The sequence below is a fragment of the Levilactobacillus bambusae genome (assembly GCF_003124125.1).
GTDB lineage: Bacteria > Bacillota > Bacilli > Lactobacillales > Lactobacillaceae > Levilactobacillus > Levilactobacillus bambusae.
In genome coordinates this window covers 570,875-594,728 of record NZ_QCXQ01000002.1, presented here as the reverse complement: position 1 = coordinate 594,728, position 23,854 = coordinate 570,875, and the positions used below count along the sequence as shown (strand labels likewise).

The following is a 23,854-nucleotide window of genomic DNA, read 5'->3' as shown; positions in this document are numbered from 1 at the left end:
GCTGTGAGACGGATGATTCCTTTTTTAAGCACCGTGGGCCTCGCCCCAGTCACACATCACGTCAATGACGGGAATGAGAGATTGACCGAGATCGGTTAGACTGTACTCTACCTTTGGTGGGATCTGGGGGTATTCTTTACGGGCGACAAGTCCATCGGCCTCCAGTTCACGCAGCGTATTAGTGAGCGTTTTAAACGAAATATTTCCCAGCAGCCGTTTAAGTGCGTTATAGCGGATGGGATCTTGGTTAAGCGTAAGGGCGTATAAAATCAACATTTTGTATTTACCGCCGAGGAGCGCCAAGGTATGGCCAAAGCCCGTTGTCTTAAGGTCGGCATTATGAACGTAGGATAAATCTTCTGAATCTGCCATTTAACACTCTCCTTTAGGATAGTATCACACTTTAATTACCGTACTTGTTCGAGCGACTAGTATACCATAAACTGGTGGCAGATTAACTAAGGAGGAACCACACATGAAGACCCTTATTTACGCTCATCCCTATGATGGGAGTTTGAACCACGCGATTTTAAACCGGTTGAGGGATCAGTTTGACAGCCAAAATGAGGCTTACCAAATCATTGATTTGTACGCCGACCACTTTAATCCGGCTTACACGAAGGAAGAATTACGGTTATTCAGCCGGGGAGAGTCAGTGGACCCACTCGTTAAAAAGTATCAGGAGATGATCTTAGCTAGTGACGAATTAATCTTCATTTTCCCAATTTGGTGGTTTTACTTGCCGGCAATTGTGAAAGGGTTCTTGGATAAGGTGATGCTCAAAAACTTTGCGTATGAAGAACCCTGGCGGGGATTATTGGCGAATATTCAACGGACCACGGTTATTTCAACGGCTACGGTTACGAAGGATTACTTAACGACGGAGGCCGGCGATCCCATTCAGGGCGTTCTCATTAACCGGGTTTTTGCGGACTTAGGGATTGATCCAAAAACCACCCGTTGGATTCATCTTGGTGAAGCTAACGTCACTACCGATGCAGTTCGAAATAAGTTTTTGCGTGAACTACCAGAGTTGTACGCTGGTAAAGATTCAACCGATGAGAAATAAATTTGTGAGGGGAAATGAGAAAAATGGCGGTATTAGTGATCGGTGCTACCGGCCGAACGGGATTTGAAATTATTGAGCAGTTAGTGGCTGCATCACAAGCGGTGGTTGCCGGTGTGCATAGTCACAAGTTGGATCGTCAGTTAGCGGAACTTGGGGTTCAGGTACGTCATGTGGATTTAATTCAAGATGGGATAACCCAGCTAAGGGATCAACTGGCCGGGGTGGAGACGATTGTGTTTGCTGCTGGGGCCAGTCAAAGCCGCCCTGACTTAGCTGAGTGGTTAGATCTAGACGGAGCCGTTAAGTTAATGGATGCGGCAAAACTAGCGGGAGTGAGTCGCTTTTTAATGGTTTCAGCAGCGGGTGCATCAGATCGCAGTACGTGGGATATTTATGATATTCCCCAATACTATTTGGCGAAGTACTACGCTGAACGAGAATTAAGTCGGAGTGGATTAACGTATACGGTTGTTCGCCCCCCGCTGTTATCTAACGGACCTAGGACGGGTCGGGGATCACTGGAAGCAACGGGGCATAATGCGGTGATCTCCCGGGCGGATGTGGCGGCTGTTGTTATTGCGGCTATTTCAGATGAACGGACCTATCATCAAGCGTTTGACCTCTTTAGCGGTAACGAACCCGTTTCTAAATTATTTGATAATCTTTAAGTCATCGGGTGTTGGTTTGCCTGTAATCCCCTTGCATCGAGCTCAATCCATTGTTACACTTACGGGGACAGTTCAGCCCATAATCGACGTGGGATCGGACCGGGTTTGCGTAAGTATAAATAATGAGATGGAACGATATCGTTCACAGAAAGAGGGATTTAATTGATTATTACAATTGTTGTTATTGTGATCTTAATTGTTTTAGGGATTTTTATTTACAACGGAATGGTTGGGGCGAGAAACTCAGTCGATGAAGCCGAAAGCCAAATCGGGGTTCAACTCAAACGGCGGGCCGATTTAATCCCAAACTTGGTTAATACAGTTAAGGGTTATGCAAAACATGAACACGATACGTTTATGGATACGATTGCGGCCAGAAACGATGGCCAAAGCAGCACGACCCTTGATAGCTTGGAAGCCGATGCGGCAACAATGGCCGATAATAACGCGGATTTAGCTAAGCGGGTGCAGGCTAACGATGCTGCCACTGCGGGCTTAGGCCGGTTATTTGCCATTGCCGAAGACTACCCCAACCTTCAGGCATCCCAAAACTTTAGTCAGTTACAAGAAGAGCTAACGACGACGGAAAACCGGGTTGCAGCAAGCCGGACCAACTTTAACCGAGTGGTGCGGGACTACAATACCCGGATTCAGTCGTTCCCAGCAAATATTTTAGCCGGAATGTTCCACTTCACGAAGCGCGATCAGTTACCAACCGATCCTGCAACGGAGACCGTACCAGAAGTCAAGTTCTGAGGTGAGACCAATGGCTAAATTGGATACGCTTGGGGCCCAGGTCAATGCGAATAAAAAGCGGTCTGTCTGGGCCGTTGCCAGTTTTTTGCTCCTAATTAATATTATCTTTGGAGTGCTGGCCTATTTCTTTACGGGTGACAATCTAATGGCGTTTGGTCAGGCCATGCTCTGGCTAGAGGGGTTCTTGATTTTATATATCTTGTACCGCTACTGGCAGGGAGGCCAAGAAATTGTTCGAATGAACAAGGGTCAGGAAATCACCGAGAACACATCCAATCCGAAGTACCAACAGGTTTATAACATTGTGACGGAACTGAGCTTGGCCGCCGGGTTACCCATGCCGCGGGTTTACATTGTTCCTGATCCATCACCAAACGCTTTTGCGACGGGAATGAAACCTGAAAAGGCGAGCATCTCGGTGACTCAGGGTTTATTAGACATTATGAACCGGGAAGAATTAGAGGGCGTCATCGCCCACGAAATGAGCCACATTAAAAACTATGATATTCGGGTCACTACCCTGTCGATTGCCCTAGTTGGGTTTATTAGTCTGATGGGCTACGGCTTGATGCGGGTGGGTCAATCAATGACTTACTACCGTGATAGTGATAGTCGGGATAATTCCCAGTACATCGGGTTAGCCTTCATGCTAATCGGAGTTGTCATCTTGGTAGTAGGTTTGCCGCTAAGTTACCTACTGGAGAAGTTCTTATCGCGGCGGCGGGAGGCCCTTGCCGACGTTTCTGGGGCGGAGCTGACAAGTGATCCGCAGGGATTAATCAGCGCCCTTGAAAAGCTGCAGGAACCCCAACCGGCTGCGACGACGTTATCCCCGCAGGCCGCGGGCTTGTATATCACGGAACCACTATTTGGTAAGGAACATAAACGTTCCTGGTGGTCCCGGATGATGGATGATCATCCACCGTTGGACGAACGGATTGCGAACCTGAAACAAGTCTTAGGCGATAGTGGAGCATCCGACGATCAATAAAACAGTGGTGTTGCTTACAAAAAAATACAAAAAAGATCGGATAACCAGATATGGTTATCCGATCTTTTTTCGTTAGTCTAACTCCACGTAAGGGCTTGGCTGTTTCACGTGAAACAAAAGGCGTTCACTAATTTAAATAGCGTTTGTTTGATTGACACACATGAAATCCTTGGTAGGGATATATATCTAGCTGAGTCCCTTATAAATCAATATTAATCCCAATACAATTAAGATCACCCCGGTTAAGTTTTCGCCGTGCCGGTGGAAGAAGGTCTCGAAGCTTTTAACGTGGGTGAGGGCAAGGCCAATTCCACACCAAATACAAATCAACAGGAGCAGATACAGATTGGTTTCGATTAAGCGGGTGTTATTTAGGAGTGAGAAGTAAGGAATATACACCCCAAGGTTATCGCCACCGTCAGCTAAAATGGTGATAAAAACGAACCCGACGGAAACCACGTGTTGGTTGATGACTTGTTTTTGGTGCTCCCGTTTGGCCCGGTGCTCGCTCCAGAAGATCTGGCAGCCCATAAATAAGGGAATGGCACCTAATCCAGCGATGAAGCGGGTGGGAAGCAGCCGGATTCCTAAACTACCGAGGTCACTCACTAATAGAATGACCGCAAAAGCTAAAATTTGGCCCGCAAAAACCTTAATGAGGTCGCGCTGCTGTTTGACACCGGTCTCGTTTGCCGCAACCATTAAGAAGGTAACGAGTAAGAATAAATCGTCCATGTCCGTTGCCAAAAAGGCAAACGTCGCTGGAATAAGGTTGGTCAGCATGTGATCCCTCCGTATACTTTAATCCAATCCTTATTATTCTACTCTTTTTTAGGTCGAACCGAGTTGAAAAACGAAGGGATGCTGATTACTTAGACTTAATGTAGGTTGAGCCATCCGCTGCCGGCGCCGTGGATTGACCAAAGAAGAGAACGAGGACCACTAACGTTATGAGGTAGGGGGCAATTTGAAACCAGACTTGGTTCAGGTGGCTTAAAACTGGAATGTAGTCGCCGACAATGGCAAGGCTTTGGGCTAAGCCGAAAAAGAGGCTGGCACCAATGGCCCCCAGCGGATTCCACTTCCCGAAAATCATGACTGCCAGCGCCATAAAGCCCTGGCCGACAATGGTTGTCGCACTAAAATTCAGCGTAATGGATTCCGCCATGATGGCACCGCCCATCCCGCCGAGCAGACCGGAGAGGATGACGCCGCTATACCGGAGCGCGACAACGTTAATGCCTAAGGTTGCGGCGGCTTCGGGATTTTCCCCCACGGAGCGTAAGCGCAGACCGAAACGGGTCCGATAAAGCAAGAGCCAACAGAGGATGCCAACTCCGATAGCGAAGTACCCGCTCGGGGAGGTTTTTGTAAAGAAAACGGGGCCCAAAACAGGCAGCTGGGAGAGCCCGGGTACGGTTGTCGTTCCTAATGAAACCGATAAGCTAGGGGTCTGGCCTTGATTGTAAAGCACCCGCGTTAAAAAGATGCACAGGGCCGGAGCCAACATGTTTAGAACGGTCCCGCTGATAATGTGATCGGAGCGAAAGTTAATGGTTGCAACGGCGTGCAAGAGGGAAAAACCGCCTCCCGCAAGGCCCCCCACTAAGATGGCCAGCCAAAGGGCATTCGGACCGAGTACTTTTGCAAAACTAAGGTTGAAGACGGCCCCGGAAAAAGCGCCGACAACCATAATGCCTTCAAGACCCACGTTGACGATGCCACCGCGTTCAGAAAATGTCCCGCCCAAGGCCGCAAACATCAGGGGGGCCGCGTAAATTAAGGTGGTTGAAACAATGGTCATTAATAGAATGATCGTTGACATGCTAGTCGACCTCCCGTTTAAACGTTGTGGTTTGAGCTGCTTCGGCTGGATGGTCGGCAGCTCGTTTTCGCCAAATCTGGTGATTCAATAGGTAGCGAATGGCGTAGTTACAACCAACGAAGAAAATAATGGTTGGAATAATCACGTTGACGATTTCTGGCGGGGTATTTGAGACCACGGACATATTGAGGCCCCCAATGCTTAACCCCGAGAAGAGAAGGGCGGCCGGAAGAATGCCGAGGGGATTACCACCAGCCAGCAGGGAAACGGCCATTCCGTTGAAGCCAATGGTTGGAAGGGCGGAACTAACGGTAATATTTTCGTAATTGCCGAGTCCGTTAATGGCGCCCCCTAACCCAGACAAAAAGCCGGAGAGGGCCATGGATCGAATAATAACCGCCTTGGAATTAATCCCTAGGTAAGCGGCACCCGTTGGATTTAAACCAACGGCCCGGATTTCAAACCCGATTCGACTAAAACGCATGACGATAAAAATAATGATGGCTGCTGCAAGAGCCATAAAGAAACCGTAGCTAAACGTCGAGTTGCGGGTTAACTGTTCCAAAAACGGGGTTCTTAACCGGGCCGCCGCCGGGATGGTTTTAGAATAATCATTATGGTGAATCGCCAACTGGGTTTGAACGAGGTAGTTGACGACGTATAAGGCGACGTAGTTCAGCATAATCGTTGAAATGACTTCGTTCGTTCCGAAGTAGGCCCGCAGAACTCCGGCTAGACCCGATAGGAGGGCACCGGCCACGCCACCCATTAGTAAGGCCCCGGGAATTAGGAGCCAGCCAGGGAGGGAACTGTTAGCAAGGGCAAACCACACTGCGGCTAGCCAACCAACTAAGGCCTGGCCTGGGCTGCCGATGTTAAAGAAACCGGCGGAATCTGCAATGGAGAACCCGAGGGCCGTAAAAATAAGGGGAGTCATGTCGCTTAGCGTGGCACCCCATGAATTAATGTCGCCAAAGGCTCCCTGAAACATACTCAAGTAATTGTCGACGGGATTGTAGCCAAAAATGACCATGATGAATGCACCAATGAGTAATCCCGCAAGGATGGCAAACGTGGGAATCCAAATGTTCCATAAACGGGCGGTTTTCATTTTGAACGGGGACTCCTTTCTGAAACGGTAACGTAACTTTGGGCTTCGGGACGCTCAACGGGGGAACCCGCCATCAAGAGGCCGAGTTCCTGTCGGGTAATTTTAGCTGGGTTGGCAGCGCCAATAATTTCACCATCGTGCATCACCACAATGCGATCGGCTAACTGCAGAATTTCATCTAATTCAAAACTAACAAGCAAGACGGCCTTTCCTTGGTTCCGCTGATCCAAAATACTCTGATGGACGTATTCAATGGCACCGACGTCGAGCCCCCGGGTGGGATTTGCCGCAATTAATAGGTTCGGATGACGGCTTAACTCCCGGGCAATAATGAGTTTTTGTTGATTTCCACCGGATAGGGAGGCTGCTGGGACCTGTTCACTGACCGTTCGAATATCAAATTTTTGGATTAACTGCCGGGCCTTAGCCCGAATTAAGGGGTAGTTGAGTAGACCGAAACGGTAATTTTGGGCCGCCATGAATCCCTGGCCCATCAGATTTTCGGCTAACGTAAAGGGGAGGATTAAGCCCACGGTTTGGCGGTCTTCGGGGATGTAGGCTTGACCCTGTTGTGTGAATTGCCGCGGCGAACGATGGCGCATATCCTGGCCGTTTAACGTAAATTGATCGGCAGACGCAGGCAGCATGCCCGTGAGTGCACTCAGCAGTTCGCTCTGACCGTTGCCATCAATGCCGGCTACGCCCACAATTTCGCCTTCGCTAACGTCTAAATCTAATTGATGTACGCGCTCGATACCCCGGTGATCCTTGACGGATAAGTGGCGTAGTGCCAAGCTTACCGTTCCTAATTGAGGTGCCGGTTTGGCTAGCGACCGGGAAACGTGCCGCCCGACCATTAAATCGGCGAGGGTCGATTCATCCGTGGTATTGACCGCAAGCGTTTGAATCACCTGACCGTGGCGGATGACGACACACTGATCCGCAATGGCTTTAATCTCACTCAGCTTATGGCTGATAAAAATAACCGCTTTGCCCTCCTGGGTAAGTTGATGAATAATTTCCATTAAACTCGTAATTTCTTGGGGTGTTAGAACGGCCGTGGGTTCGTCGAGAATCACAATATCGGCGTTACGGTAGAGGGTTTTCAGGATTTCTAACCGTTGTTGCATCCCCACGGACATTTCCGCCACCCGCTGATTGAGATTAACGTTGAGGTGGTAGGTATCCGCTAACGCTTGTATGCGGGTTTGCGCCCGTTTTTCGGCTAAGACGCCGTGGTGAACTAATTCATCGCCGAGCAGAACGTTTTCGAGTCCGGTGAAGGCTTGAACGAGCATGAAGTGCTGGTGGACCATGCCAATGCCCGCTAAGGTGGCATCGCGGGGACTTCGGAACGATACGGGCTGCCCCTTAATCATTAAGGTCCCGCTTGTGGGCTGCCGCAAACCGGACAGGATACTCATAAGCGTTGATTTACCAGCACCGTTTTCCCCTAGCAGGGCGAGAACTTCTCCGGCATGAACCGATAAATTAACGTCTTGATTGGCGTAAAAGTCACCAAACCGTTTAGTGATGTGCTGCATGGAAACGAGTACTTGAGCCATTTAGCTGCCTCCTAGGTTTGAAAAGGAATCATGGTGGGGACCCATGATTCCTAGCTCAAATTCGTTATTTAACTGTGTCGGATACCTTCGTTTTACCCGAAATAATAGCTTCCTTAGCGGCCTGAACCTTTTGCCACGTCTGGGCTGATAGTCCATCACGACTAATATCAACCCCGTGGTTTTTGAGGTTATATTTGAGAACTTCTCCCCCGGGGAATTGATCCTTCATGGCCCGGTTAGAGAGGTCTTCAACGGCGCTGCCAACGTTTTTGATGGTCGATGTCAGGGTGACGTTACCCCCCTTGTAGGCGCCATCGGACTTTTGGTCCCGGTCCGCCCCGATGACCCATACCTTTTTACCGTCCTTGGCTAGGTTTTTAGCCGCCGTGAACACGCCGTTTCCGGTCCCGCCGGCGGCCGTCATAATCACGTCTTCTTGGTTGTTATACATTGCGGTGGCGAGGGATTGACCCTTGTCTGGTGCGGTGAAGGAACCAGCGTACTTAACGTCAACCTTGATTTTAGGGTTAACGGCGTGGACTCCCTCCGTAAAACCGGCTTGGAAGGTGCTAATGACCGCACTCTTCTGGCCCCCAATAAAACCGACCCGGTTCGTTTTAGTGGAGAGGGCCGTTGCTACCCCAGCTAGGTAACTGGACTGTTCGGTCTGGAAGGTGGCTGAGGCGACGTTCTTTCGGTTAGGGACGACTGCGTCAACGATGGCAAAGTTCGTCTTTGGGTTCGCCTGAGCGGCATCCGAAACGGTTTGTTGGAGATTAAATCCGATCCCGAAGATGGTCTTGTAGTTGGCCTTAATTAACTTATTAATGTTAGGAGCAAAGTCAGAATTTGAAGTTGATTGAGCGTAGTTATAACCGTGAACGCCCTTACTTAGGCCGTGTTCTTTCCCCCAGGCCTTCATGCCTTCCCAAGCGGATTGGTTAAACGATTTATCGTCTATTCCACCGCCATCGGTGACTAAGGCAACGGTATGCGTAGTGGACTTAGTTTTTTCTCCGTTGGCAGTTGACTGATGACCACAACCGGTAAGTGTTATCCCTAACCCGATAATGGCTAATGCTGTCGCGCTTGTTGCAAGTGCTTTTTTCAACTTGAATTCCTCCCAAAAGTGGTTTTGACGTTTGCGTTGGTTATAAGATAGCATCTGTTTGTTCGGTAAGTCAATGCTGTTTTAACTCTTTTTTTCGATTAATGTTCGTAAATGTTAGGAATATAAATTATTTTATCTTAAATAAAGTTCGTATTTTCATAAGACGTAAAACGGTTTAAACAATTGTTAGTCAACGCCATAAAAGTCGAATGGTGGTGGAAAAAACAAAAATACAGTAAATTGAGGGTAGGGAGATGAGAAAATGGTTCAATTACGATTGATTTTAGTTACTTTAGTCGCCGTGGAAGCCCTTGGGATCATGCTATTTGAAATGTTTGGTTCCCAAACCAAGGCGGCGCAGCGGGCGTTTGGTCTGTCGGCTGACTTCTTAGCCCAGCCTGAGGCAAGGGTGGCGTTTGCTAATCAGGGGCTCTACAACGGTTTTCTTGGGGTTGGCTTACTCGTTGCCGAGTTTGCGCTGGTTGGGGCTGCTTCGTTGCTTATGCAGCGGGTCTTTTTGATTTTTATTATTGTGGCCGCCGTTTTCGGGATGATCACGGTCAGTCGCCAAATTATTTGGACGCAGGGGCTTCCAGCCATCTTAGCGTTGTTAGCATTGTTGTAACGTTAAGGAATATGCGCAACTAAACTCGTTTACAACAAATAGGCAGCGTGATCGATTTCGATAATTTTTTATCGAAGTCGATCCGCTGCCTATTTGTCAGGTTGGTCAGTGACCATTTATAACTGAAGTGACGAATTAATAACGAGTAAGTGCCGCTCATTCCAGAACGCTGACGCCGATTTAAAGCTATCGTGATCCCTTTTTAAGGGAGCGCGCTTAAAAGTAGGCCTGAATGAATAGGGTAACGGCTAAGACAACCGCCCCAAAACAAATGATGACCTTTAGGAGGGCCACCGGGGCGTGGCGGACAATAATGGGACCGAGGTAGCCCCCAATTAAGAAGCCGCACCCTAACGGTAAAATCCAACGCCATAGCAGTTTAGTATGGGCGGCGTAAATGATCGAAGATAGGACGTTGGTGATGGCAAAGACAACGTTTTTTTCGGCATTATAGGTGGGAAAATCGGATGTGCTTATGATCCCCAATAGGGCCAGCATTAAAACGCCGGCTGCCGCGCCAAAGTAACCGGAATACATCCCGACAAAAAAGATTCCGGTAAACGCAAGCCACCGGCGGGGCCAGGAAACGTGATCCGGCCGGCTCGGTTGGGGCAACAGTTCAGCAAAGGCCGCGAACAGGATAAAGAACGGCACCACCCGGGTGAAGGCCTTAGCGGGAATTACGAACAAAAGGAGTGCTCCGCAGATGCACCCTAATAACATCACGGGAAGGATGGAAAATAGTTCCCGTTTGGCAGTGGGAGTCCGAAGCTCGCGCTGTGAGGAGAGGGTAGAGCTCACCCCGGAAAAGACCAGGGAAACCGTATTCGTAACGTTAGCCGTGATGGGTGGTAATCCCAGTGCTAGTAAGGCTGGGTAGGAAACTAATGACGCCAGGCCAGCTACCGTTTGGCAGAGTCCGGCTAGGATTCCTACAATAATTAACGTTGTAATCAACAAAGTAGCATCATCTCCAAATGTGAAGGTTTAATTAATTTCATTATAGGCGTATCGCTTAACCTTGAGCACCACAAAACAAGATTTTAGTCGAGTTTGGTATACTTAAATTCAATGCAAGAATCGGGGATGGTCGAATGAAAAAACGAAAAGTTATTGTGGGGTTATTATTAATACTAATGGGAATTGGGGGCCTAAGCGGCTGCCAGTCACGGACTAAGACGGGGCAATCGTCGCAATCATCAGCGGTTAGCCAAAAGAAAAGGGCGCCCGCAAAGGTGAAATGGCAGCCCGTTCAAAACGCCGTTAAAATTCCGATTTTGATGTATCACAGTATTTCATCGGGAAACGATTTACGCGTTCCCGCTAGCCAGTTTCAGCAGGAAATGGCCTACCTACATAAACATCACTACTATACGTTAACAACGGCGGAAGCCATTCGAGCGTTTAAAACGAATTCGCTGCCGGCCAAAAAAGTGGTCTGGGTGACCTTAGATGACGCCTACCGAGATAATTTAACGAAGGGGCTGCCAATTCTACAGCGAAATCACGTGCACGCCACCATTAACGTCATCACGGATTATACGACGCATAAAAACCACCTATCGTTGCGCGACATGGAACGCATGAAAAAAACGGGGTGGGTAGATTTTCAAAGCCATACGGTTCAGCATTTAGACCTCAATGAACTGTCGGATGCCCAGCAAAAGACGGAGTTAGTGCAGTCAAAACGGTGGTTAGATGAGAAACTGCACCAGGATACTCAGATGATTTGCTACCCAGCGGGCCGAGCAAATGACGCTACAGCTAAGCTGGCTAAACAGGCTGGCTACCAAATTGGGTTAACGACCGCTCCCGGGATGGGCAGCGTTAAGGATCAGGGATGGTATAACTTGAAGCGTCAACGGGTAACCCCAGGGATGACCACCACGGCATTTGCCTCGTTGTTAAGTTAATTCCAAAAAACACACCAAGATTAGANNATCTAATCTTGGTGTGTTTTTGGAGGGTTTTAATATAGTCAGGTTCCAATTTTACTTCTTACATTATTCCTCACGATCTCCCGAGTGGTTCCACACCCTATAGTTGGGTTCCAAACCTCAACTCTTTCCGGTTAACCCAAGCAGCAAAAAATACTGGGCTTTAGTATTATTTGCTGCTTACGTTAATCCTCGAGAGTTACCGAGGCTTTCCACACCTTATAGTCGGGTTCCATCACTCAGATCCCTCCGGATAACCCAAGAAACAAATTATGCTAAAGCCCAGCATATTTTGTTTCTTACGTTAATCCTCAAGATCTCCCGAGTGATTCCACACCCTTTTTTTGGTACGTTAAATAGGCAATTTCGTTAATTTTAAATGCGTCGACTAGGTTGAGCGTTGTCGGTTGAATGCCCAATGAAAAAAGGGGAATTCCGTCACCTAGGATAACGGGAACCACGGCAATTTGGTAGCGGTCAATGAGGCCCGCATTGACGAGCGGCGTAATTAAACTGCTGCCCCCGACAATCCAGATGCTGCGTCCGGGTTGACTTTTTAGTTGTTGAACTAAGGCAACGGGATCCGTATTCATGAAGTGCCGGTTACCCGTTGCTTCGACGTCTTCCGGGTGGGACGTTAGAACATAACTTTCCTGGTTGGCGTAGGGATAATGCGTGGGTGATAACTCGGTGACGAGTTGATCATAGGTCGTTTTTCCCATGATAACGGTATCGACTTGGGCCATGAGTTTATCGTATTCGTGGTCTGGTTCGATGGGGTCGCCCGTCATCAAAAAATCAACGGAAAAATCTGGTTTGGCAATGTAACCGTCCAAGCTCTGGGCGATGAACAAAATCACCTGGCGTTTCATTGGCAAAACCTCCTCTGCTTTACGCAGAGTCTAGTTGAAATTGGGTGGAGATGCAACGATTAAGATGCCGGGGAATTTTCGTGGTGCTGAATCGGCCGGGCGGGGTTCCCTGCAACCACGGTATCACTTGGAACGTCCTTGGTAATGACGCTGCCAGCCCCAACGACCACGTTATCCCCGAGTGTAACCCCGGGAAGCACAATGACTGACCCTCCAAACCAGCAGTCATCCCCGATGGTAATGGGCAGGTCATACTGCCAACCATCTCGGCGCAGCAGCTTATCCGATGGATGGTGGTTGGGGGTATACAGCTGACAGTTCGGGCCAATAAAGCAGTTGCTGCCGATGGTCACCTGGCCAGCACTGAGAATTTGCAATCCCGTGTTAAAGAAGGTCCCGGGGCCAACGGTTAAACAGGCAGGGTGCTCAATCGTGGCAATCGGAAACAGGATGGCGACATCGTCCGCTAAATGGGGGACGATGTCGTGCAGCATAGTTAGTGCCTGATCCGGATCAGTTTTAGCCACGTCGTTAATTTTTTGAATTTGAATGGCACTCTCGGTAACGATTTTTTGCATGGCGGGTTCGTGTTTGAACTGATACCAATCACCATCCCGAACTCGATCAAAAATGTCCTTTTTTGAAAGGGCTTCAATATTTGGATCGGCGGGTCGATTTGACAAAATAATCACTCCAATTTTTATTGATGTGATTATCATAGCATAATTTATCAATAAATTTATGAACGGGTTAATTTATCCGGAAAATTAGTCAATCCCAAACGCGGGTAAATAAGAAATGGTACCCGTAACGCCTGCCAGGGCCCGAGGAGTGAGTGGTTTAACCATGTAAAACTCGGCGGGGACGGCAAAGCTTGCGTGAATTTGATACTGACTAGCGGGAACGTACCCAAACCGACCGTAATAGTGGGGATCACCGAGGATGCTGATGGCGGGATAGTCGGCTTCTCGCGCTGCGGTTTCAAGCGCCGCAATGAGTCTTCCCCCAACGCCCTGACCTTGGGCCTCTGGCAGGACGGCTAAGGGAGCGAGAGCAAGGGCCGTAACGGATTGAGAGTTGGACTGAATCTGAATTTCAGACAGCATCGCATGGCCGATGATTTGCCCATTCTCATCCTTAGCCACTAAGTCAAATTCCGGGTGGTAGTGGGGCTCGTTTCGGAGCCGGTTAATCAATCGATGCTCATCGTGGTCGGATAGTTCAACGGGCGCAAAGGCAGTTTGCACGAGGTGCTCGGTGGTTTTGTATTCATCAGGTGTAACTGGAATAATCTGCATGGTGGGGCCTCCTAAAAAGGTTTATTTAGGTTTACCGTATCATGAACGGCCCCCAATTCCAACGGGAAAATTACCAGCCTACCGGACCGTTAACGTTGCTGAACGTTGCGGAGGTGTTATTATCGGAGCTCGTTGCTAGTTCAACCGTTCTTGCAATCCCGACTTCGAGCGGCTGAGCCCCCATTTGTTTGGCCTGTTCCGGTGTTACTCCGCCAAAGTGGGTGGCAACCATCCCGGGATCAATTAGGTTGACCGTAATGGGAAGGTTGTCCCGCTGAAGCTCCTTTGCGAGTTGAACGGAGTACATGTTAACAGCCGATTTTGAGGCCTGGTAACCCGCTGCACTAGCCCGATAAACGGCTGAATTTGGATCCAGTGCGGCAGTAATGGATCCCATCATGCTCGAGATATTGATGATTTTAGCGGACGGGCTCTTTTTCAGGAGGGGTAAGAACTGCTGGGTCACGTCAATTAACCCGAAGAGGTTCAGATCAAAGTCTTGGCGAATAATATTAAGTGGTAAATCAGATGGGGCGTGATGACTGTCGAAGGCAGCCCCGGCATTATTAATGAGGATGGTGAGGTAGCCAAATTCATCGCTTACCCGTTGAACGGCCCGGGTAATGGAATCGTGGTCTGTCGCATCAAGCTGAATGGCGTCTGCGGTGATGCCTTCTTCTTGGAGCTGCTGAACGGCAGCCTGGCCCTTATCGAAGCGGCGGGAACCGACGAGGACGTGCTGCCCAGCCTGCCCTAGAGCTTTAGCAAGTTCATAACCCATGCCTCGGTTGGCCCCGGTGATTAACGTAATGGTTTCAGTATTTGTCATGATAAAACTTCCCTTCAAGTTGTTGATGGCAAGTCTAGCACGTTCATGTTACACTAACGCAAGTGAAAAGTTGAAGGGAGTTTACTATGTACTCAATTAAAGAAGTGGCCGATCGGTTCGGGGTTTCTAAAAACACCCTCCGATACTATGAAAGCGAAGGCCTTTTGCCGCCTATTACACGGGATCAGCAGGGAATTCGGCACTACTCGGATTCGGACGTTGAAGCCGTTAATAAGGTAGTGCATTTTCGTCGGCTAGGTGCGACCGTGAAGGAAACGAAAAACTTTGTTCAGCTGAGTGAAACGGATTTCACGCCCGCTAAAGTGGATGAGGCCCTAACCTTTCTGACCCATTTAGACGTCGAACTGGATAAACGGATTGCAGACATCGAGCAGCAAAAACAGTTTTTAAAGCAAAAGCTGACCCACCTAAAGCAGCTAAAACAACAACCCGACGCATAACCGCAAATTAAAAACCCCCGTATCACCTAAAATGCTGGCAGAATTGCATTTCTAGGTCGGATACGGGGGTTTAAACCCTTAGTTATTAAATTGTTCGTCCACGTATTGACGGTAGAGGTCGTGGGTGGCTAATAGTTCTTTGTGCGTGCCTTGACCCGTAATTTCACCATTTTCGATGAAAATAATTTTATCTGCGTCCACTATGGTTGATAAACGGTGGGCAATGACGAGCGTGGTCCGGTGGGCCATCAGGTTATTTAAGGCTCGTTGAACCATCTCTTCGGATTGACTATCTAAGCTGGCCGTTGCTTCATCCAGCATCAAAATTTTAGGGTCCCGGAGAAAGGCCCGGGCGATGGATAAGCGTTGCCGCTGCCCGCCAGATACCTTAACCCCGCGTTCACCCACCTGAGTGTTTAACTGGTCGGGCATGTCCCGGACGAATTGATCGGCAAACGCCAGTTTTAACACCTGCCAAAGTTCATCGTCTGAAACGTCCCGGTCGAGGCCGTAGGTAAGGTTATGCCGAATTGTGCCGGTGAACAAGGCACTATCTTGGGCCACGTAGCCAATCTGCCCCCGCCAGGACTCTAACGCAATGTCGTTAATAGGATGTGTTCCCAGTGTGATTTCCCCCGACGTTGGCTGGTAGAACCGTTCCAGCAGGCTAAAGAGGGTGGACTTCCCGGAACCGCTGGGGCCGGCAAATGCCACGATGGAATTCGGGTGCGCTTCAAAACTAATGTGCTTTAGAACCGGTTTATCCGCTTCGTAGTTAAAACTAACGTCGTGAACGGCAATTGTTTGGCCGGAAACGTCAACTGCTTTACCCGCGGATAAATCTTCAACGGGCTGTTCCAAAATATCGTTCAACCTAGCCGTGGCGCCCTTGGTCTTTTGGAGCTGGGTAAAGAACTGGGAGAATTGGGTTGCGGGTGCGATAATTTGGAAGAGGTACAGCAAGAAAGCCACTAGGGTTCCGATGGTTAGTGTTCCGTTCTGGACCCGAACTCCGCCGTAACCAATGACGGCAACGAGGATCCCCATCATGGCAAGCAGCATAATTGGGCTGATAATGGCCATGATTTTGGCTTCTTGAACCCCGGTTTGGTAGAGGTTCTGAATGCCATTGTCCCCGTTCTTGATTTCAGTGGTTTCGCCGTTTGAGGCCTTAACTAGACGGGCCTCGCTGAGGGTCTCCGTTGATAAACTGTTGAACTCGGCCGTCTGACGCTGTAAGCGAATGGAAATTTTCCGCATCCAGTTACCGATTGGAATCATTAATAGGGCAACGATGGGAACGGCTACTAGAATAACCAGGGTCATTTTCCAATCCATGAGAAAGAGCACGATGAAGGCCCCCACCATGGAGAGGATACCGCTAATAAAGGAGGGCAGCTGATCGGCCACGAGGGATTTGACCACCGTTGTATCATTGGTTAGCCGGCTGGTGGTTTCACCCGTTTGGTGGTCGTCAAAGTAAGCAACCTTCAGATCAACGATCTTATGCCAGACTAGCTGCCGCAGGTTGGCAACGGTTTGTTCACCCATGACGCCCATCATGTAACTCGAAATGGCACTGGTGAGGGCTTGAATGAGAAAGGCCGCCACAATGATTGCGATGAACCCAGCGTTGAGATTCTTAAGGGAAAACCCATCCACTAAGTTTTTGGTGAAGAGGGGAATCATCAGGCTAATTCCGGTGGAAATGAGACTGATGATAAATCCCACGATTAATAGCGTCATTTTCGGTTTGGATTTATTGAGTAAATCCATGAATTTTTTCCACGTAAAGAGGTGGTTCAGTGATTCATCTGCTTCAAGATTTGGCATATTTCGCATTGTGGCCACCTCCTATTGAAATGGGTTAAAGAAGCCGCGGGGACGGTCGCCGTGTGGAAATCCAAATCCGTGGCCACCCCGGTGGCGGTTAAACGTCCGGCGAAAATCATCACTGGACCAACCGTTAAAGTCCTCGTCGTCCGTTTCGAATCCGTCAAGGACCTTTTCTAAGAGGTGGTTTAACTGATCCACCTCATCTGAAGTGAGGTTCTGGGTGAGATTTTCCGTCAGGTCGTTAATGGCATCCCCGTGAAATTCCTTCGCAATCTTTTGGCCCGCGTCCGTGAGGGTGAAGTGGGAGACCCGGCCATCGTTAGGATCCGCACTTCGGGTCACTAATCCCTTTGATTCCAGCTTTTTCAACAGTTCACTGGTGGATGAGGGGCGAATATCCAGTAATTCGCTTAATTCACTCTGGGTGATATCCTGATGCTGCGCAATGAGGGCCAACACCCGGGTTTGACTACTATATTGGTAATGGTAATGACGGGCGCCGTTTTTTCGGATGGCGTTGATAATCCGCATCATGTTCTGCATGACTTCGTTTGATTTTTCAGTCATTTTGTCGACTTCCTTAAAATTTATTTAGGTACCTAACAAGATCCTAAGTATACGCACCTGACATCAGAATGCAAGGATTTTGTTAGGTGCCTAAATAAACGGGCTGGGAGATAAGACGTTCAGACCATCCTCCCTATTTAGTTGTGGTCTGTCTTATATCCCGTAATTCCTGGTCCGAAAGTATCCTGTTAAGGATGAAGGGCTTTCGGACTACGTTGCAAGAGTCGTTTTTTGAGCGAAGTGCCGAATGACCGAACCCCAGCAGCATTAGGTCGGTGGCTTTTGTTAGATTAAATTAAAATGCCGTTGCAGTGATCGACCTCGTGCTGGATAATCTGGGCCGCAAAGTCATCAAAGGCTTGTTCTTGGGGCTGGAACTGCCGATCTAGGTACTGAACGGTAACGTGGTGATATCGGGTGGTTGGCCGTTCACCGCTGAGGGATAAGCATCCTTCGCTGGTTAGGTAAGGATCCGACCGTTTGACCACCTTGGGATTGACCATGGGAACGGCAAACGGGCCAATCTGTACCACGATAATTTGTTTGTTCACCCCAATCATGTTCGCGGCCATTCCCACGCAGGTTGCGCTGTTGGCCTGTAAGGTGTCCAGTAAGTCTGATATAACGGCTTTGTCGCTTGGCGTGGCGGGTGATGCGGGGATGGATAACGTTTTGAGATCGTGATTAATCGGTTTTATCATGGCGTAAGAACCTCGTTTTTTTAATGTTCCCTTATTGTAGCTAAACGGAGCCTAAAAGAAAATCCCCGATCTTTACTCCTGATTTTATTATTAATGATTATTAATAATAAAATCAACGTTTTTTCACGGGCCGGTGAATCAGTTCCTCACCGAGGGGCCAAAGCCGGGCAGACAGCTGTGACTCGACGGCCCAGGGACGAACCCCGTAGATGGACTTGCTATCAGCGGGAACAACGGTACCAACGTTACAGTCCTCAATAAAGACCCCGCCGATTGTGCTGAGCAGGGGAGAAGTTGCCGCCCAAAGTGTGCTGGCAGCGCCCTGCTGAACCGTCTTAAAGTAGTCGAACTCAGTTTGATGGTGCCGGTGGGCTGACCAATGGTTGCGCAGGTTGATCAATCGGGTTGCTTGGAGGTTATTCATGATGAAGGCACTGACGTTAGACACCGTTTTACTGTGGGTAACAAACCGACCTAGTCCGGTCCCTGGCACTAAACCAGGATGGACCGCGTAGGCGCGCACGCCTTGGTTTTGATACCGGCGATCGAGTTCGACCGCTAAAAGAATATCCGCCGTTTTGGATTGGGCATAGGCAACGTGGTCGTCGTAGGGCCGCTGGTTGAAATTAGGGTCGTCAAAATCAACGCCGTTCCAAGCGGCCGCCCGTGAAGTCAAGATGACGATCCGGCCGTTTGCTGCAGCTAACGCAGGCATTAGGGCGGTTGCTAACTGAAAGTGGCCGAGGTAATTAGTGGATAGGTGGCCTTCGTTTCCCCGACTATCCCGCATGAGGGGTGCAAACATAATCCCGGCGTCTTCAATCAATAGGTCTACCGAAGAATGCCTCTGTAAATATTGGTTCGCAAAGTTAGCGATGGAACTCGGGGACATTAAATCCACCTGAGCAAAGCTTAGCCGGGGATCGGGTTTCAGGGCCCGTTGAGCCTTAGTAACGGAATGGGCGAGAACCGTAACGGCCGCCCCGGCTGATAACAAAGCCTTTGTGGTTACTAACCCCAGCCCACTGTATCCGCCGGTAATCACCACGGACTTACCGGCTAAGTCAATTCCCGCCATGACCTGCTTGGCGGTTGACGTTTGGTTAAAGGGACTTTGAATGGGATGCTGCTGTGGATTAATTGACATGGTGACTCCTCCTCAATTTTGATTAGGTTCAGTTTAAACCCTATAGTTAACCATAGGGCAAGAAAAAAGGTAACTTTATGGGGTCAATTTTACATCATTTTCAATTTATGTTAGGCTTTGATATACGGTTGAAAAAAGAACTTATCGCTTAGATAGGTTCTTTTTTTGCATATTAGGGTCCGATTCGGACAAATTTAAGAAACCAAAGGAGGGTGTTGCTTGACTACCAAAGTAGAAGTCAAAAATTTGACTAAAATTTTTGGAAAACGGGTCAACAAAGCAAAGGAGCTCCTCATGGCAGGAGCCAGCAAAGCGGATATTTTAAAGGAAACCGGCGCCACAGTGGGTGTTGACCGGGCTAACTTCACGGTTGATGAAGGTGAGATTTTCGTCATCATGGGGTTGTCCGGAAGCGGAAAATCCACGACGATTCGAATGCTGAACCGGTTAATTGAACCGACAAACGGTCAGGTGATTTTGGATGGTCAAGACGTCATGGCCATGTCAAAGGATGAGCTGCGTGAAATACGGCGGCATAAGATGAGTATGGTTTTCCAAAATTTTGCCCTATTACCTAATCGAACGGTCCTGGAAAACGCGGAATACGGTTTGGAAATCCAGGGAGTTGATAAGGCCACCCGGGAAAAACAGGCCAATGACGCACTCGAAATGGTGGGGTTAACGGGTTATAACGATCAGTACCCAACCCAGCTTTCTGGGGGTATGCAGCAGCGGGTTGGGCTCGCCCGGGCGTTAGCCAACGACCCAGAAATTCTGCTCATGGATGAAGCATTTTCGGCCCTTGATCCATTGAACCGGAAGGAAATGCAGAATGAACTGCTGGATTTACAGGAAAACATGCAAAAAACGATTATTTTTATTTCCCACGACTTAAACGAGGCCCTGCGAATTGGGGACCACATTATGATCATGCGGGACGGTGAAATCGTTCAAATCGGCTCTCCGGAAGAAATCTTAACGCACCCCGCTAACGATTATGTGGAACGGTTTATTGAGGACGTGGACCGAAGCAAGGTCTTAACCGCCAGTCGGGTAATGATCCGGCCCGTAACGGTTAACATTGACAAGGACGGGCCCCGGATTACGCTTCGGCGGATGCGGGAAAATGAAATTTCCAGTCTGTACGTCATTGATAATCAGCACCACATGGTCGGGTTAGTAGATGCCCGCGACGTCATTCAGCTCATCAAGGATAATAACCGGGATCTGTCCAGCATCATTAATCATGATGTGCCAACGGTCGAAATGGACACGCCCCTAAAGAGTATGATGGATGAAGCGTCGCATTCTCCGCTGCCCATTGCCGTGTTGGACGATCGAAACCGACTTCAAGGCATTATTATTCGGGGAGCCGTACTGGATGCGTTAAACGGGAATGGAGGTGACAGCCATGACTAGTCTGCCAAAGCTGCCGTTAGCGAAGTGGGTCAACGAGTTTGTTAGCTGGTTGACGCAGTTTGAGGGCTTTTTTCAAGCCATAACGAACTTTTTAAACGCCATCATTAACTCGTTTCAATGGCTATTTGATTTACTGCCCCAATGGTTATTTGTTGCCATTATTATGGGCCTCACCCTTTATTTAAACCGGAAAAAACAGAAATGGAGTTTGCTCCTGCTGGAATTCTTTGGCTTTTGGTACATTTCTAACCAGGGCTACTGGCGGGATATGACCCAAACGCTGACGCTGGTCTTAACATCCAGCTTGATTGCCATAGTAATTGGAATTCCACTGGGGATCTGGATGGCGAAGAGCGATAAGGTACGCACCGTTGTGAACCCGATCTTGGACTTCATGCAGACGATGCCCGCCTTTGTTTACCTGATTCCAGCCGTCGCATTCTTTGGGATTGGGATGGCTCCGGGGGTCGTCGCCTCCGTGATTTTTGCGATGCCGCCAACCGTCCGGATGACGAACTTAGGGATTCGTCAGGTCCCTTATGATCTGATCGAAGCCGCTAATTCCTTTGGCTCCACCAGTTGGCAAAAACTGACGCAGGTTCAGCTTCCGATCGCCAAGTCAACCATTATGGCGGGGGTGAACCAAAGCATGATGCTGTCGCTCTCCATGGTCGTGATTGCTTCCATGATTGGGGCAATGGGACTCGGAACCAAGGTTTACTTTGCCGTGGGTCGGAATGACGCCGGAAGCGGGTTTACCGCTGGGTTTGCCATTGTGATTTTAGCGATCATCTTGGATCGGGTGACCCAGGCGTTTAACCAGTCAAAGAACAAGTAGGGGGGATGACGATGAAAAAGAAGCTGCGTTTTCTTCTCCCGGTGGCGCTCCTGCTGGGCCTACTACTGAGTGGCTGTAGTACGAAGGCTCCCGAGTACAACGCTAAGAAACCGTTGGGGCCGCAAATTAACTATACGATTACGGGGATTGATGCTGGAGCCGGAATTATGGCGACCACCCAAAAAGCGTTAACAGAGTACGGCTTGACCAAGGATAATTGGCAGTTGCAAACGAGTTCGACGGCCGCCATGACCAGCACCCTCGACAAGGCCATCCGTCACCATGAACCAATCGTCATCACGGGTTGGCAGCCGCACTGGATGTTTACCAAGTACCCGATTAAGTTCTTGAAGGATCCTAAACACGTTTACGGGAAATCGGAAAACATTCATACCATTGTTCGGAAGGGGTTAAAGCAGGATAAGCCTGAGGCCTATGAAATGCTAGACCGGTTTCACTGGACTCCCACTGAAATGTCTCAGGTGATGATTCAGGTTAATAACGGTAAGGATCCTGAGCGGGCGGCTAAGGAATGGATTCAGGCCCACCCGGACCAGGTGAAGTCGTGGACGAAGGGGATTAAGAAGGTCTCGGGGCATCCCACGCTTAAGATGACCTATGTGGCTTGGGATTCAGAGATTGCCTCGACCAATGTCGTTGCAGAAGTTCTCCGGGGCTTAGGCTATAAGGTGACGATTCAAGCCATGGAAATGCAACCCATGTGGGCTTCGATTGCGACCAACGTTGCCGACGCTCAGGTTGCGGCTTGGCTTCCTACAACGTCAGCGAAATACTACCACGATTATCAGGGTAAGTTCGTTGACCTTGGCACAAATTTAAAGGGTGCCCGTGTGGGATTAGCGGTGCCAAAGTATATGACCAATATTAATTCAATTGAAGATTTGAAGAATAATGAGTAAATAAAGGCTGAACGATAAGATGTTTAGACCTGACAAATAAGCAGCGTGGCTGAATTCGATTCGTTGTAATCGGAATTGGCTACGCTGCTTATTTTGTTGTGGGTTCATAAAAATAATTTTAATTAATAAACGACTGACGGTGCATCCTTAGTTTCGGGATCTGCGATGCCAATGACGTCATCAGCACCGAGGGCTGGGTCAGCGATAATCTTTAGGGCGGCGTCGGCCATACTCTGACGGGAACCAGAACCGCCCGCAAATTTTTCGCCCCGTTTAGTCACTTGGTATTGGATTTGATCCCGATCGTTTAACCAGGCAAACCGCATAATGGTGTAAGTTAAGCCGGAATTTTCAATGAGTTCGGCAGCTTGACGCATGGGTTTTAGAGCCCCGCTCAACGTCGTTTGGTTCCAAGAGTGGAACTGAGGGTTGGGTTCTTCGCCGTAGATTCCAATTGAGCTAGCCGCTAAGAGCCGGTCAACCTTGGCCTGCTGCATCCCCGTAATGACGTTCTTAGTTAGGGTGTTTTTAGGATCGGTATCTACCGTTGCTAATAGAACCATCTGTTGATTTGCCATGGCTGATTGAACGACGGCCGCATCCTTTAAATCCCCTTCGATTAAAGTAACCCGAGGATTATTGTCTAGCTGGCTCAGCCGTGAGCGGTCACGAAGAAACAGCGTCAAATTAACGTCCTTAAATTGATCTTCCGTTAGAATTCGATGTTCGATAATCTGAGCAATTTGCCCGTTGGCACCCAAAATAAGTAGATTCATACTAAATCCCTCCAAGTCGTTTGCGAACTTTATCATCTGTAACTAGGGTCATCATAGAGCTTTAAACCCTAAAAAGCTAGCACTGTTACTTAGAGGATGTGTCAGTTAGGTAAATCCTCAAGATCTCCCCACCCCCGCTTTTTCCGTCTAACAAATTAAAGCGGATAATTACGATGCTGAGGAATCGGACTGCCCAATCTTTATGGTCCATTTAAAAAAATAAATTTAATAAGACCCTAGATGTCCACTCACGATCCAAGCAATCAGTTCTGCTCACCAGCTATTGCGGTGGATGCCAAACCTGAACGAAGAGTATTACTTAAGCTAGCGTTTGCAACCGCAATGAGCACTAAAGGAATTTTAACTAGGTTTAAAACAGTGCCCATTTATCAACCTACTGTCTTGTTAAGGGGAATGAACGTTTTAATTGGGTTATTAAGCCTTACCCATTGATTTCTTCTCAATGAGATCGTTTAATGAGATGCAATAATAAAAAGAATCCCTCTCAAGATAGGTTAGCTTGAAGAGGATT

The 23,854-nt window shown here is 48.7% G+C and carries 26 protein-coding genes; 10 read left to right on the top strand and 16 right to left on the bottom strand.

From position 1 onward, the window contains the following. Window positions 1–24: 24 nt before the first annotated feature. The gene (locus DCM90_RS05665) at window positions 25–372 is read right to left on the bottom strand and encodes a winged helix-turn-helix transcriptional regulator (protein WP_109250361.1); all 348 of its coding nucleotides are present in this window, start codon (window positions 370–372) and stop codon (window positions 25–27) included. Window positions 373–475: 103 nt separating this feature from the next. Between DCM90_RS05665 and DCM90_RS05660 the strand changes: the two genes are divergently transcribed. The 4 genes from DCM90_RS05660 (at window position 476) to DCM90_RS05645 (ending at window position 3,484) form a co-directional block, all read left to right on the top strand. Next, on the top strand, window positions 476–1,069 hold the full coding sequence (locus DCM90_RS05660; RefSeq protein ID WP_109250360.1) for an NAD(P)H-dependent oxidoreductase: 594 nt from the start codon (window positions 476–478) through the stop codon (window positions 1,067–1,069). A 23-nt stretch (window positions 1,070–1,092) separates the two neighbouring features. Continuing rightward, window positions 1,093–1,737, top strand: a complete 645-nt coding sequence (locus DCM90_RS05655) for an NAD(P)H-binding protein (RefSeq protein WP_165815224.1) — start codon at window positions 1,093–1,095, stop codon at window positions 1,735–1,737. A gap of 162 nt (window positions 1,738–1,899) precedes the next feature. Next, window positions 1,900–2,493 (top strand): LemA family protein, encoded by a 594-nt coding sequence (locus DCM90_RS05650; protein ID WP_225365978.1) that lies wholly within the window; start codon window positions 1,900–1,902, stop codon window positions 2,491–2,493. 10 nt (window positions 2,494–2,503) lie between these two features. Beyond that, the gene (locus DCM90_RS05645; protein WP_109250358.1) at window positions 2,504–3,484 is read left to right on the top strand and encodes a M48 family metallopeptidase; all 981 of its coding nucleotides are present in this window, start codon (window positions 2,504–2,506) and stop codon (window positions 3,482–3,484) included. Between the two features lie 186 nt (window positions 3,485–3,670). On the opposite strand, the gene DCM90_RS05640 is transcribed toward DCM90_RS05645, so the two are convergent. The 5 genes from DCM90_RS05640 to DCM90_RS05620 all read right to left on the bottom strand — a co-directional run bounded on the left by DCM90_RS05640 (window position 3,671) and on the right by DCM90_RS05620 (window position 9,096). Continuing rightward, entirely contained in the window at window positions 3,671–4,267 is a 597-nt protein-coding gene (locus DCM90_RS05640) for a cadmium resistance transporter (protein WP_109250357.1), read from the bottom strand. 85 nt (window positions 4,268–4,352) lie between these two features. Continuing rightward, complete coding sequence (locus DCM90_RS05635; RefSeq protein ID WP_109250356.1) at window positions 4,353–5,309, bottom strand: ABC transporter permease; 957 nt, start codon at window positions 5,307–5,309, stop codon at window positions 4,353–4,355. Between the two features lies 1 nt (window position 5,310). Beyond that, window positions 5,311–6,420 carry an ABC transporter permease gene (locus DCM90_RS05630; protein WP_109250355.1) on the bottom strand — a complete coding sequence of 370 codons (1,110 nt, stop codon included), beginning with the start codon at window positions 6,418–6,420 and terminating at the stop codon, window positions 5,311–5,313. Then, on the bottom strand, window positions 6,417–7,985 hold the full coding sequence (locus DCM90_RS05625) for an ABC transporter ATP-binding protein (RefSeq protein WP_109250354.1): 1,569 nt from the start codon (window positions 7,983–7,985) through the stop codon (window positions 6,417–6,419). Before DCM90_RS05625 ends, DCM90_RS05630 begins: the two co-directional genes overlap by 4 nt. 64 nt (window positions 7,986–8,049) lie before the next feature. After that, window positions 8,050–9,096, bottom strand: a complete 1,047-nt coding sequence (locus DCM90_RS05620) for a BMP family lipoprotein (RefSeq protein ID WP_225365977.1) — start codon at window positions 9,094–9,096, stop codon at window positions 8,050–8,052. Window positions 9,097–9,358: 262 nt separating this feature from the next. On the opposite strand from DCM90_RS05620, the gene DCM90_RS05615 reads away from it, so the two are divergent. Further along, window positions 9,359–9,721, top strand: coding sequence for a DUF1304 domain-containing protein (locus tag DCM90_RS05615; protein ID WP_109250352.1), 363 nt, complete (start codon window positions 9,359–9,361; stop codon window positions 9,719–9,721). A 216-nt stretch (window positions 9,722–9,937) separates the two neighbouring features. On the opposite strand, the gene DCM90_RS05610 is transcribed toward DCM90_RS05615, so the two are convergent. Then, window positions 9,938–10,681, bottom strand: a complete 744-nt coding sequence (locus tag DCM90_RS05610) for a sulfite exporter TauE/SafE family protein (protein WP_109250351.1) — start codon at window positions 10,679–10,681, stop codon at window positions 9,938–9,940. 134 nt (window positions 10,682–10,815) lie between these two features. Between DCM90_RS05610 and DCM90_RS05605 the strand changes: the two genes are divergently transcribed. After that, the gene (locus DCM90_RS05605) at window positions 10,816–11,634 is read left to right on the top strand and encodes a polysaccharide deacetylase family protein (RefSeq protein WP_109250350.1); all 819 of its coding nucleotides are present in this window, start codon (window positions 10,816–10,818) and stop codon (window positions 11,632–11,634) included. Between the two features lie 335 nt (window positions 11,635–11,969). Here DCM90_RS05605 and DCM90_RS05600 read toward each other — a convergent pair whose 3' ends face one another. From DCM90_RS05600 to DCM90_RS05585, 4 genes are all read right to left on the bottom strand, one after another. Continuing rightward, on the bottom strand, window positions 11,970–12,530 hold the full coding sequence (locus tag DCM90_RS05600; RefSeq protein ID WP_109250349.1) for a dihydrofolate reductase family protein: 561 nt from the start codon (window positions 12,528–12,530) through the stop codon (window positions 11,970–11,972). Between the two features lie 59 nt (window positions 12,531–12,589). Next, the gene (locus DCM90_RS05595) at window positions 12,590–13,213 is read right to left on the bottom strand and encodes a sugar O-acetyltransferase (protein ID WP_165815223.1); all 624 of its coding nucleotides are present in this window, start codon (window positions 13,211–13,213) and stop codon (window positions 12,590–12,592) included. 84 nt (window positions 13,214–13,297) lie between these two features. Continuing rightward, on the bottom strand, window positions 13,298–13,828 hold the full coding sequence (locus DCM90_RS05590) for a GNAT family N-acetyltransferase (protein WP_109250347.1): 531 nt from the start codon (window positions 13,826–13,828) through the stop codon (window positions 13,298–13,300). Window positions 13,829–13,898: 70 nt separating this feature from the next. Then, a complete protein-coding gene (locus tag DCM90_RS05585; protein WP_109250346.1) occupies window positions 13,899–14,657 on the bottom strand; it encodes an SDR family NAD(P)-dependent oxidoreductase in 759 nt (252 codons plus the stop codon). Between the two features lie 86 nt (window positions 14,658–14,743). Here DCM90_RS05585 and DCM90_RS05580 point away from each other — a divergent pair, with 86 nt between their 5' ends. Continuing rightward, complete coding sequence (locus DCM90_RS05580; RefSeq protein ID WP_109250345.1) at window positions 14,744–15,118, top strand: MerR family transcriptional regulator; 375 nt, start codon at window positions 14,744–14,746, stop codon at window positions 15,116–15,118. 78 nt (window positions 15,119–15,196) lie between these two features. Here DCM90_RS05580 and DCM90_RS05575 read toward each other — a convergent pair whose 3' ends face one another. The 4 genes from DCM90_RS05575 to DCM90_RS05560 form a co-directional block, all read right to left on the bottom strand. After that, window positions 15,197–16,960 carry an ABC transporter ATP-binding protein gene (locus DCM90_RS05575; protein WP_306419289.1) on the bottom strand — a complete coding sequence of 588 codons (1,764 nt, stop codon included), beginning with the start codon at window positions 16,958–16,960 and terminating at the stop codon, window positions 15,197–15,199. A gap of 12 nt (window positions 16,961–16,972) precedes the next feature. Continuing rightward, entirely contained in the window at window positions 16,973–17,521 is a 549-nt protein-coding gene (locus DCM90_RS05570; RefSeq protein ID WP_109250344.1) for a MarR family winged helix-turn-helix transcriptional regulator, read from the bottom strand. Between the two features lie 290 nt (window positions 17,522–17,811). Beyond that, window positions 17,812–18,222: a peptide deformylase gene (locus tag DCM90_RS05565; RefSeq protein WP_109250343.1), complete on the bottom strand. Its 411-nt coding sequence runs from the start codon at window positions 18,220–18,222 to the stop codon at window positions 17,812–17,814. Between the two features lie 112 nt (window positions 18,223–18,334). Next, on the bottom strand, window positions 18,335–19,369 hold the full coding sequence (locus DCM90_RS05560) for an SDR family NAD(P)-dependent oxidoreductase (protein WP_109250342.1): 1,035 nt from the start codon (window positions 19,367–19,369) through the stop codon (window positions 18,335–18,337). A 219-nt stretch (window positions 19,370–19,588) separates the two neighbouring features. Here DCM90_RS05560 and DCM90_RS05555 point away from each other — a divergent pair, with 219 nt between their 5' ends. Genes DCM90_RS05555 through DCM90_RS05545 form a run of 3 tightly spaced genes read left to right on the top strand, consistent with a single transcriptional unit; the run spans window position 19,589 to window position 22,546 of the window. Continuing rightward, complete coding sequence (locus DCM90_RS05555; protein WP_225365976.1) at window positions 19,589–20,788, top strand: quaternary amine ABC transporter ATP-binding protein; 1,200 nt, start codon at window positions 19,589–19,591, stop codon at window positions 20,786–20,788. Beyond that, window positions 20,781–21,626 (top strand): ABC transporter permease, encoded by an 846-nt coding sequence (locus DCM90_RS05550; RefSeq protein WP_109250341.1) that lies wholly within the window; start codon window positions 20,781–20,783, stop codon window positions 21,624–21,626. Before DCM90_RS05555 ends, DCM90_RS05550 begins: the two co-directional genes overlap by 8 nt. A gap of 5 nt (window positions 21,627–21,631) precedes the next feature. Next, window positions 21,632–22,546 carry a glycine betaine ABC transporter substrate-binding protein gene (locus DCM90_RS05545; RefSeq protein WP_370738407.1) on the top strand — a complete coding sequence of 305 codons (915 nt, stop codon included), beginning with the start codon at window positions 21,632–21,634 and terminating at the stop codon, window positions 22,544–22,546. A gap of 122 nt (window positions 22,547–22,668) precedes the next feature. Here the strand turns inward: DCM90_RS05545 and DCM90_RS05540 are convergent, their stop codons facing one another. Further along, a complete protein-coding gene (locus tag DCM90_RS05540; RefSeq protein ID WP_109250339.1) occupies window positions 22,669–23,322 on the bottom strand; it encodes an NAD(P)H-binding protein in 654 nt (217 codons plus the stop codon). Between the last annotated feature and the right edge of the window lie 532 nt (window positions 23,323–23,854).

Excerpts from the sequence above, each read along its gene's own strand:
- DCM90_RS05665 (WP_109250361.1), bottom strand. The coding sequence starts at position 372 with ATGGCAGATTCAGAAGATTTATCCTACGTTCATAATGCCGACCTTAAG.
- DCM90_RS05660 (WP_109250360.1), top strand. The coding sequence starts at position 476 with ATGAAGACCCTTATTTACGCTCATCCCTATGATGGGAGTTTGAACCAC.
- DCM90_RS05655 (WP_165815224.1), top strand. The coding sequence starts at position 1,093 with ATGGCGGTATTAGTGATCGGTGCTACCGGCCGAACGGGATTTGAAATT.
- DCM90_RS05645 (WP_109250358.1), top strand. The coding sequence starts at position 2,504 with ATGGCTAAATTGGATACGCTTGGGGCCCAGGTCAATGCGAATAAAAAG.
- DCM90_RS05640 (WP_109250357.1), bottom strand. The coding sequence starts at position 4,267 with ATGCTGACCAACCTTATTCCAGCGACGTTTGCCTTTTTGGCAACGGAC.
- DCM90_RS05635 (WP_109250356.1), bottom strand. The coding sequence starts at position 5,309 with ATGTCAACGATCATTCTATTAATGACCATTGTTTCAACCACCTTAATT.
- DCM90_RS05630 (WP_109250355.1), bottom strand. The coding sequence starts at position 6,420 with ATGAAAACCGCCCGTTTATGGAACATTTGGATTCCCACGTTTGCCATC.
- DCM90_RS05625 (WP_109250354.1), bottom strand. The coding sequence starts at position 7,985 with ATGGCTCAAGTACTCGTTTCCATGCAGCACATCACTAAACGGTTTGGT.
- DCM90_RS05615 (WP_109250352.1), top strand. The coding sequence starts at position 9,359 with ATGGTTCAATTACGATTGATTTTAGTTACTTTAGTCGCCGTGGAAGCC.
- DCM90_RS05605 (WP_109250350.1), top strand. The coding sequence starts at position 10,816 with ATGAAAAAACGAAAAGTTATTGTGGGGTTATTATTAATACTAATGGGA.
- DCM90_RS05600 (WP_109250349.1), bottom strand. The coding sequence starts at position 12,530 with ATGAAACGCCAGGTGATTTTGTTCATCGCCCAGAGCTTGGACGGTTAC.
- DCM90_RS05590 (WP_109250347.1), bottom strand. The coding sequence starts at position 13,828 with ATGCAGATTATTCCAGTTACACCTGATGAATACAAAACCACCGAGCAC.
- DCM90_RS05585 (WP_109250346.1), bottom strand. The coding sequence starts at position 14,657 with ATGACAAATACTGAAACCATTACGTTAATCACCGGGGCCAACCGAGGC.
- DCM90_RS05580 (WP_109250345.1), top strand. The coding sequence starts at position 14,744 with ATGTACTCAATTAAAGAAGTGGCCGATCGGTTCGGGGTTTCTAAAAAC.
- DCM90_RS05575 (WP_306419289.1), bottom strand. The coding sequence starts at position 16,960 with ATGCGAAATATGCCAAATCTTGAAGCAGATGAATCACTGAACCACCTC.
- DCM90_RS05570 (WP_109250344.1), bottom strand. The coding sequence starts at position 17,521 with ATGACTGAAAAATCAAACGAAGTCATGCAGAACATGATGCGGATTATC.
- DCM90_RS05565 (WP_109250343.1), bottom strand. The coding sequence starts at position 18,222 with ATGATAAAACCGATTAATCACGATCTCAAAACGTTATCCATCCCCGCA.
- DCM90_RS05560 (WP_109250342.1), bottom strand. The coding sequence starts at position 19,369 with ATGTCAATTAATCCACAGCAGCATCCCATTCAAAGTCCCTTTAACCAA.
- DCM90_RS05550 (WP_109250341.1), top strand. The coding sequence starts at position 20,781 with ATGACTAGTCTGCCAAAGCTGCCGTTAGCGAAGTGGGTCAACGAGTTT.
- DCM90_RS05545 (WP_370738407.1), top strand. The coding sequence starts at position 21,632 with ATGACGATGAAAAAGAAGCTGCGTTTTCTTCTCCCGGTGGCGCTCCTG.
- DCM90_RS05540 (WP_109250339.1), bottom strand. The coding sequence starts at position 23,322 with ATGAATCTACTTATTTTGGGTGCCAACGGGCAAATTGCTCAGATTATC.